A 9,010-nucleotide genomic window follows, 5' to 3' on the forward strand; every position below is an offset into this window, starting at 1 on the left:
CAGTTATCAGTTATCAGTTATCAGTTATCAGTTATCAGTTATCAGTTATCAGTTATCAGTTATCAGTTATCAGTTATCAGTTATCAGTTATCAGTTATCAGTTATCAGTTATCAGTTATCAGTTATCAGTTCACTGTTTACTGTTCACTGAAAAATTCATAATTCCCACACCCTACACCCCACACCCCACACCCCACCCGTTGGATTGCGTATCTTTGACAAAAGCGGGTGCTATTTTATACCCAGAAAAAATGTACTATGCTGACGTGAAAAAACCTGAGTTTTTGCTAACCTAGAAATAGCTCTAATCAGAGCCAATATCTTTGGACGAAGCTTAGAGATTAATCTAGATAAACTCACTCGTGACGTTATCTATTGTCCTCTGTTGCCTATTCGCTTTCAATAGATTCTGTCTAGTTCACTCCTATCATTCGGCGAGATAATTCTGTCTCGTCATCGCTAGAATGCTACTCCCGCATCTGGGCTGCTGGTGCGATAAGCCACATCTGTTATCCCAGAGATGTTATCGTTAAAGCGGTCAAATGTCTGAACGTCCTAGAGGATTTTCGGGAAAGATTGTTCGCCCTCTCGTAATCTCAGATAGAACCTTATGAGTCAATCAATAGAAGGTAAAGCCATGGCCAATGCTGATGTATCAGATTATACCACAAATAAAATAATTTTGTCTAATTGGATTGCCCCTTGGTCGAAAGGCAATCGGAAAAACCCGTCACCGCAACCAAAATGGGATTTATGGCAACCCCTGCGGCAACGAATTGATCGCCTAGAGATTAATACGCCTGCACTAGCTCATCAGATTTGTCGTCTAATTCCGGCTCAATGTCCCTTTGCGCGGAAAATTACCCTATTTAGCCGGACAATTCTAGAGATTCCGCCCCTTTGCAAGCTAAATCCCCTCTACGAAAACCTAATGATGTTAAGATTTCGCGCTCTTTCTTACCTAGCCGATGAATGTGGAGAGGATATCGGTGCTTACTGCTAGAATGGGTGAGTGTCTTTAATCGCCACACCTATGGCCATCATTGCCCTGAAAGCTTGGTATCTGGACAAATACGAACCTATCCGCGAGGTTGTCAAACGTCCCCACGACTTGCGCTTAAGTCGCAATAGTCTCTTAAAATCGGGTTTAAGGGCCGATTTTCTCGATGATAGTCTGACGATACAGGGTTCTGTCTGGTTCCAACGCTATCTAGAAGGGGAAAGGGTGGAATTTTACCTCGAAGGTAGTGGCGGTTACGTCATCTCGAATATTGACCTGATTTCCCAAGAAATTTACTTTACTAAACAGGACCTCAGCGCTTGGTTGGATCCCGTCATTTATTTTAGCTCCCAAAGCCAATTTAAGGACTCTAGCACCGCTTTAAAAACAATTTTGACCGAAACCGTCGAAAATCTCAATAAACGCTCCCGTTTGCCCTTAACCATCGAAGAAACGCCCCGAACTGAGGGCAATGTCACCAGATTGAGTGATAGTCAATTACGCAAAATTCGCAAAAGTTTATTATTTATTGCCGATGCTACGGCGATTAGCCAAAAGGAAACGGAATTGCTGCCCAGTCCCCTAGTGGGTGTAGAATTAGGTTATGCGATCGCTTGTAAACAGGGCGGACAAATTCTGCTAACCTATCAAAATCGAGCGGAATTAAAGGGTAAACTAGCTTTTGACCTGCCAAGCTACCAAAAATTAATTTTCTCGGATCTTAGCGAATTGCGTCTCACTTTTCCGCCTTTAATGGCAACTTTATTACAAAAATTCAATCTGATTAGTTAAAAAAATGAGTAGAAAAGCTGACGAGTACGCCGTACATTTGTTCTTAAGCAGTGGACATCGCGAGGAAGTCCGTTTTTTGACTATCCAAGAATTTCAAAAGTGGTACAGCAACGAATTAGTTCCGAAAGCCGATTCCCAGGATTTTATCAATGTTCCGATCAGAAATATCCAAGGGGAATATATGGTTTTACGTCCGGCTAGTATCATTGCTATTCGCGTGGAACCCGTCTTTTTTGGCAGTGTGGAAAGAATGTAATTTGACGTTATCCCTAAAAAAGATAGTTAGATGCCGAGAATTTCAGAGATTATTGATAATTCTTTCAATATCAGCTTGAATTTGATGGCTGACTTTGCCTTGCCAGCGTTCTTTTAATTCCCTTAATCCCACTTCTGCGTATTGACAGATCTTATCTAAAACTTCTTTGCCATCGCTGGGTTGAGGATAGGAATTCTTTTTACAGATAATATAAATTCCTGCGGTTAAAGCTAAAATAACTTCTGGATCGATTTGGCTAATAGTAATTAAATCCTGTCGATTATTTAAGGTTATTCCGTAGATACTGAAGTCTTCTTTAATGGCAAAAGCAGCGGCGAATAAATAAGCATCTACCATGCGCTCAAAAGTTTTATTATCTTTTAGTACCTGTAGATAATTTCTGGAAGTTTCCGAGGCATAAATCTTCAAACTGGGATCGATTCTCTGCATTAGTAACCCTCCATTACTTCAATCGTGGAAGCATCTTCATCGGCAGCTAAACGGTTAATTTTTAAAATATCGGCAGTGTGGGGACGTAAGAGATTTAACAGATTTTCATTCAAGTCGCGATCGGTGGCTAAAATAATTACTTGGGAGTTTAAATTAGGGAGAGAGTTAATAATATTTTTTTGATGTTCTTCGTCTAAATGGCCGAAAGGTGTATCCATAATTAGGGGAACACAAGTATCGGTTATTTGATTTAAACCGGTGATAAAAGCAAAAGCTAAAGCTTCCTTTTCTCCCGCACTTAAGACATCGGGATGTAATAATTTTCCTGTGATGGTACGGATTCCTAAAGTGTATTCGGGAGTGATTTCTACTCCTCTATATTCCTCCGGTTTGTTGGTTACTTGTAAATAGCGATCGCTGGTTGCTTGATTAATCATTTTTTGGGAATTATCGATATGCCATTCGATTAATTCGTTAGTGGCATTTTTTAAACCTCTGGCCATTTTAACCTGATTAGATAACATCAATGTTGTCTGATTTTCACTAGCTAAAATTTCCACTTCTTTGCGTAAATTTTCTAATTGCTTTTCTTTGATTTCGATTTCCTTTTGCAAGCGTTCGATCCTTTCTTCAATCTCCTTGACTTTTCGTTCCGATTCGCCAACTTTTCGCCAAATCTCCCTCACCGAGTCTTGATCTATTCCCGTGGTTTCCTGTTTTAGCTGTCTAATATGTTGATTAATTTCTTCGGTTTTTTCTTCTAAACGATCTCTTTGTAAAAGTAATTGACTATAATTGCTAAATTTAGCATTATCTCGCATAATTCCCTGTAAATCAATTCTAATTTGGTCTTTTTCTATTCTGGTAGCGTTGTCCACTTCTAAGGACTCTAGTTCGGCAATTTGTTGAAGGATAAAGTTCCGAGAATTTTTATCTAAACAACGACCACATAGACAGCTTTCATCGTCAAGTATTGCTTTTAAAATTACTGTAGAATTAGTTTTATAAGTGCTTTTTAAGCTAGTAACTTGCAAATCATCGACCATTTCCTGTACAAAGTTAATCAGCAAAGGTATCGAAGCTTTTTTTAACCAAGAATCGATAGACTTTTGCTGGTTATCTAACTGAGTTTGTAAACCGATACGCTTTTTCTCTAAGTTATGAATTTCCTCTAATTTTTCTCGTAAACTTTCAATCTGAGCGGCTTTTTCTTGAGCGTCTTGGTAGATAATTATAGCATCTTTTTCGCTATCTTTGGCATTTTTAAGCTGACCTTTTTTAAGATCAATGTCTTCTTCTAATTCTCGTAATTCTTGCAGCTTATCTCTAAAGGTTTGACTGGTTCCCTTGGCTTTATTTAAACGGTTTTCTAATTCTTGCAAGGCTTTTTCTGTATCATCACGCAGATTTCTTAATTCCGGGATACCTAAAACTTTTTCAATTGCTTCTTTTGCTTCTTTAGTTTGAGTAATCTGGGTATATTGTTCGATTTTTGAGCCATCAAAACAGAAAAAATCTCGAATAGATTTAGGAAGCAATGCTTCGATATATTCCCTGGAGTTACTTCTCATGGTTCCATCTTCATAAAATAATGCTTCCTCTACGCTAGGATAGGAACTGCTACCATTAAATTTTAATTTCGCTTGGCGACTGATAAAGTAATTTTTCTCGTTTTTAGTAAAATTTAATTCTACCCGCATTTCTATTGTCGGTGAAGAATCTCCCTTACCTCGATAAAAATAGGTTTTCAGGGTCTCCTTAGATAGAATATCTACCCCATAGAGACACCATAAAATCCCTGTCATCAAAGAAGTTTTACCGTGGCCATTATTACCGAAGATAATCTGAATTTTTCTGTCGGGATGCAGGTTAAAAGTAATATTTTGACTAGGGTAACATTTCCAATTAGTTAAGCGAATTTGTTTCAGTCTCAAAGTCATAAGAACTCTTGTAAAAATCAAAAATTTTGTGGTTGGTTAGGAGTCAGTAGCCAGTAGTCAGTAATCAGGAGAATTAAGAATGAATAATAATCAATTAAATGGTTTATTTATAGATTTTATGCAACTTAATCTTTATTTTTGTCGTTTTTAAACTAAGTGGGTGGGTGGAATTAAATATAAGATGAATGTAGTTTGGGTTGAAGCATGAAACCCAACTTCCGCTTATGTTACGCTACCGCTAACCCATACTAAAAATAATTGTGCCTCCCTACTTCCAAAAAATAAATTATGCAAGAGATCTATAAAATTTATGATTGTGAGGAGTCGGTATATTTTTCGATAAGTTTGACAATTTTAGGTGATAGCTGCCGATTTTTTAGAGTAATTTTTTCTACTTCTAAAGCCATGGCTTCCTTGAGCAGTTGGGGAGGTATCTCATATTTTTGGGCTAGTTCTTTAATTTTAGCAGTTATGTCCATGGATTTTCTGGGGGTTAGGGGTTAGGGAGTGGAGATTGTCAAGTCTTAATTCTTATTTGGCAAGATATACCTTGATGAGGATAAATTTTATAACATATCTGAGTAGGTAAGGCCATAGTAAGTTATAGCCTTTGTCATAAACATGAAGTATAACCTAATTTGGGATTGACGACTGACTACCCAAAAGGAAAACTTCGTACTTCACCATTAAGATAACTGCTATAAGCTGATCTACTCTCAACCTTATACAAAAACACCATAAAAGCTAAAATAGATAGCTGACAGTGATTCTGAACACAATAGCAATATAGAATAAACCGCCTTGTATTATCGTCTTCTTCTCGATTTTAATACCCTAGAAAACGGGTTAATTGCCTTAACACCCGAACAAAGTCATTATCTTAAAAAAGTTGTTCGTTTAAAATCCCATGACCGTTTTATTGCCCTAAATGGACAAGGACAAGCTTGGTTAGCAGAAATAATCGATAATTCGGCCTATCTTTTAGAAGCGATAAACGAAACTACCGAACTACCAGTACAAGTGAATTTAATGGTAGCAATTCCCAAAAATGGCTTTGATGATATCGTTCGCGCTGCCACCGAATTAGGAGTTTATCGGATTATTCCCCTGCTGACAGAACGCAGTTTAGTTAATCCTAGTCCTCAAAAAATTGACCGTTGGCGAAAAATTGCCCGGGAAGCTGTAGAACAATCAGAAAGACAGATTATTCCCATTATCGAAGAACCACAACCATTTTTAGCCATCCTTAACCGGGGAGCTAACCCAGGGACAACTTGTTATATTGGTGTTACCCGTAGAACAGTGGACCCGCTACTTTCTCAATTGCAAACATCAACCGAGATAACCATTGCCATCGGACCGGAAGGGGGATGGACGGAGGCAGAAATAGAACAAGCGATCGCTGCTGATTTTCTACCTGTATCACTGGGAAAACGGATTTTGAGAACAATTACCGCTCCCTTAGTGGCTCTCGCTATCATTAACGCCTATTTAGACAGCTAATCGACCGGAGTTTCTATGTTCAAAGAAATTGCTGAAGCGATCGATCGTCAAGACTATCAAACTGCCACCCGTCTTGTCAACGACTTCCAGACCCGAGAAAACGATAACCCTTGGCTGAAATTCTACCAAGCGCGTTTAAACGAAATCACGGGAGAAATCGCCCTAGCAGGGCAAGAATACCGAAAAATGTTGCTATTAACCGCTAATCCTCAACTTATCGCCCAAATTCGTCAAGGAATCGCCCGCTTAGAAGCAATTGAACAGGTGGAAGTTGAACAGCAACAACAACAGCGACAGGCTGCCCTCGAAAAAGCCAAAACCAACCCTAGTAATCGAGAAATGGGGCTTTTAATTCTTGAACCGGTGGCTAACGCAGAAAAACAGCCCTTAGCTCTAAAATTTGCCCAAATATTTAAAATAGATGCCTATAGCGCCCGCTTACACATCCCTAGTCGTTCGTGGCGCTTGTATCGAGTCGGGGCAATGGCAGAATTAGCAATATATGTTCACGACTTGCGAAAAGAAGGAATTCCCTGTTTTTGCCAGCCAATTAAAGCGATTAACCAGCCTAGGGTCTATTTAGCTCGATATTTCCGGGCTATCCAACCAGAAGCCACCCTAGTCTATCAATCTTCCCACGACCTAACCGCAAGTATAACTTTTGATTGGTCAGAAGTTACCGCCGTGGTAGAGGGAATCTTGCCGATTTTTGGGGAATGTGTCGATATGGATGCGCGCCGCCATCAAGTGAGAAAAATTAGTATTCTTGATTATGCCCAGATTATTGATCTACATTTGAAAAAACAGGATTTAATTATCCGTATTTGCGATCGCCATTACCACTTTCAAGCGGGGATTACTTTTTCCGACCACCAACAAAGTCGGGAAAGACAGACCAGCAATCGAGATAACTGGAATCATTTCGCTTCTTACCTAAAACAACAACTAGCAGCAGTTCCCCTGTGGTCAGATTTTCCAGCTTTTGCCGAAACCACCGCCGATTTTTACGAATTACTGCCCATGGTCAATCCCCATTTGGACTTATTACGCATTGAAGACACCTACTGGGACACCGCCTTTCAACTCTATAGCACCCTCATCTTTCTAGAAAAAACTCCCCCTACCGCAACTTTATGACCCCTAGTAGCCCTTCTAACCCCTCTTTCGACTGGTTTAACCCCTCGCCCCAGCAAGACAGCGATCTACTGGCACAAATCGGCTTTATCCCCGGGTTCAAAGAATTTCTGACCCTGCGACAGGTTCACGCCTTGGAACACGCCACCGTCTGGGTATTAAGCGAAATGGCTGCCCGTCGTCAATCGCCTTTTGACCATTCCCAAGCGGATAACGAAGCCCTAGGAGGACTCTCCACCGATAGGGGTTTTTATCTCTACGGGCAGGTTAATACAAATGAACTGCAAATTGCGGCCAAACAGGCGCTCCATCGTCTCAAAAATGGCGAGGGGCAATTGGCATTACATCCGCGTTGTGGCACCAATTTATCGGTAACTTTAGCCTTAACCGCCGGCTTAGTCTTAGGAACTCATCTTCTCTTACCCAGAGGTCCGATTTCTCAGTTATTAGGCTTAGGTTTAGCCACCGCCGCCGCTTTTCAAATCGGGCCAGATGTGGGAATGTCGGCCCAAAAATACCTGACTACGGCCATTCCTTTTAACTTAACAATCGTTAACATTGCACCAAAGCCAGACCTATGGGGACGTTCGGGGCATTTTGTCCAAACAGAGTGGCAAGATTTGCAATAAAACTTAAAGTAAAAACCCTTTCGGCAAACTCGCTCTGATTGTAACCTGTTAACTAAACCCTTAAAAAAAACAACAGCTATGCCTGGAATCGAACGCGGAGCCAAAGTTAGAATCAAACGTAAAGAGTCTTACTGGTACAATGATGTGGGAACCGTAGCCAGTGTTGATAAAAGTGGTATCCTCTATCCCGTTATCGTCCGTTTTGACACTGTTAACTACCACGGTTTTAGCGGTAGCGCCAGTGGACTGAATACCAATAACTTCGCTGAACGTGAATTGGAACTCGTTAAGGCTGCCCCCGCTAAGAAATAAAGCTGAGTAAAATTCGGCCTATCATCACCGACTGACTGACGGGAATTCTCTCTTGTCGGTCGGTTTTTTTTTATAGCTATCAGCCTTGTATCAGTTATCAGTTATCAGTTATCAGTTATCAGTTATCAGTTATCAGTTATCAGTTATCAGTTATCAGTTCACTGTTTACTGATATTACATTTTGGGCGCACGCGATGCGCCTCTACCATATAAAAACTGACTAATAAATTATCTAAAAGTCGCTGTAACCTTTAGCCAACAAGAGTTAATGAGTTTAATTATCCTAGATAATTTCTTAAATACTTGACAAAATATATTTAAATAATTTATGATATTAAATAACCCAAGATCATGATAATGTGCTATCAACATAATCGGGTTTGGGTTGTTTAACAATTAGTTTTTCAGTAATCAAATCAGGAATTTATGAGCATTTTAGAACTCATAGAACAAAGACTAGAAGAAAACTTTACCCTCCACGAACAATATCTAAATCCCCAGATGGTTCGGGTACTGAAAACGATCGGTTACGATCGCCACTACATTAAAGCCCAAGGTCCATACTTGTTCGACAATCACGGGGAAAAGTATCTGGATTTACTGAGTGGTTTTGGTGTTTTCGCCCTCGGACGCAATCACCCCAAGATAGTGCAAGCTTTACAGGAAGTATTGACGGCAGAACTGCCCAATTTAGTCCAATTGGATGCTTCCATCCTAGCGGGATTGCTGGCCGAACGGTTAGCAGCGATCGCACCGACAGGATTAGAACGAGTTTTCTTTGCCAATTCCGGCACAGAAACCGTCGAGGCCGCCATTAAATTCAGCCGCTACGCCACCGGACGCAGCAAGATTGTTTACCGAAATTTTGGGTTAAAGCCCCGTCCTTTTAGGACGGCTTTTTAAACTATAGCTTGTTAACTTAACTTTTATTGTGCTATACTGATTTTATCTAAGTACCCCCTGCGTAAAATGTTTGTCTTAGAGTTTAAAGTTA

General features: G+C 40.1%; 10 protein-coding genes and 2 pseudogenes. 9 read left to right on the plus strand and 3 right to left on the minus strand.

Annotated features, from left to right (window positions below; translation table 11 throughout):
* From IM322_RS02720 to IM322_RS02735, 4 genes and pseudogenes are all read left to right on the plus strand, one after another.
* A pseudogene (locus tag IM322_RS02720) lies at positions 1-296 on the plus strand (hypothetical protein); the annotation flags it as partial.
* A gap of 314 nt (positions 297-610) precedes the next feature.
* A complete protein-coding gene (locus IM322_RS02725; protein WP_286825352.1) occupies positions 611-1,003 on the plus strand; it encodes a Mo-dependent nitrogenase C-terminal domain-containing protein in 393 nt (130 codons plus the stop codon).
* A gap of 30 nt (positions 1,004-1,033) precedes the next feature.
* Complete coding sequence (locus IM322_RS02730; RefSeq protein WP_147068835.1) at positions 1,034-1,792, plus strand: hypothetical protein; 759 nt, start codon at positions 1,034-1,036, stop codon at positions 1,790-1,792.
* A 4-nt stretch (positions 1,793-1,796) separates the two neighbouring features.
* A complete protein-coding gene (locus IM322_RS02735) occupies positions 1,797-2,048 on the plus strand; it encodes a hypothetical protein (RefSeq protein ID WP_286825350.1) in 252 nt (83 codons plus the stop codon).
* Between the two features lie 42 nt (positions 2,049-2,090).
* Here IM322_RS02735 and IM322_RS02740 read toward each other — a convergent pair whose 3' ends face one another.
* From IM322_RS02740 to IM322_RS02750, 3 genes are all read right to left on the minus strand, one after another.
* Positions 2,091-2,498: a hypothetical protein gene (locus tag IM322_RS02740; RefSeq protein WP_287673928.1), complete on the minus strand. Its 408-nt coding sequence runs from the start codon at positions 2,496-2,498 to the stop codon at positions 2,091-2,093.
* Positions 2,498-4,438, minus strand: a complete 1,941-nt coding sequence (locus tag IM322_RS02745) for an AAA family ATPase (RefSeq protein ID WP_287673929.1) — start codon at positions 4,436-4,438, stop codon at positions 2,498-2,500. The genes IM322_RS02740 and IM322_RS02745 overlap by 1 nt, the downstream gene beginning before the upstream one ends.
* 308 nt (positions 4,439-4,746) lie before the next feature.
* Positions 4,747-4,917: a hypothetical protein gene (locus IM322_RS02750; protein WP_287168908.1), complete on the minus strand. Its 171-nt coding sequence runs from the start codon at positions 4,915-4,917 to the stop codon at positions 4,747-4,749.
* A 322-nt stretch (positions 4,918-5,239) separates the two neighbouring features.
* Here IM322_RS02750 and IM322_RS02755 point away from each other — a divergent pair, with 322 nt between their 5' ends.
* The 5 genes and pseudogenes from IM322_RS02755 to IM322_RS02775 form a co-directional block, all read left to right on the plus strand.
* Positions 5,240-5,941 (plus strand): 16S rRNA (uracil(1498)-N(3))-methyltransferase, encoded by a 702-nt coding sequence (locus IM322_RS02755; protein WP_287673931.1) that lies wholly within the window; start codon positions 5,240-5,242, stop codon positions 5,939-5,941.
* Positions 5,942-5,956: 15 nt separating this feature from the next.
* Positions 5,957-7,078 (plus strand): tetratricopeptide repeat protein, encoded by a 1,122-nt coding sequence (locus IM322_RS02760; RefSeq protein ID WP_287673934.1) that lies wholly within the window; start codon positions 5,957-5,959, stop codon positions 7,076-7,078.
* Positions 7,075-7,704, plus strand: a complete 630-nt coding sequence (locus IM322_RS02765) for a DUF6391 domain-containing protein (protein ID WP_287673935.1) — start codon at positions 7,075-7,077, stop codon at positions 7,702-7,704. The genes IM322_RS02760 and IM322_RS02765 overlap by 4 nt, the downstream gene beginning before the upstream one ends.
* Before the next feature lie 78 nt (positions 7,705-7,782).
* The gene (locus IM322_RS02770; protein WP_287673936.1) at positions 7,783-8,016 is read left to right on the plus strand and encodes a photosystem I reaction center subunit IV; all 234 of its coding nucleotides are present in this window, start codon (positions 7,783-7,785) and stop codon (positions 8,014-8,016) included.
* A gap of 426 nt (positions 8,017-8,442) precedes the next feature.
* A pseudogene (locus tag IM322_RS02775) lies at positions 8,443-8,874 on the plus strand (aminotransferase class III-fold pyridoxal phosphate-dependent enzyme); the annotation flags it as partial.
* Positions 8,875-9,010: the final 136 nt, after the last annotated feature.

The sequence above is a fragment of the Microcystis sp. M109S1 genome (assembly GCF_020247025.1).
In the GTDB taxonomy this organism is placed as follows: Bacteria; Cyanobacteriota; Cyanobacteriia; order Cyanobacteriales; family Microcystaceae; genus Microcystis.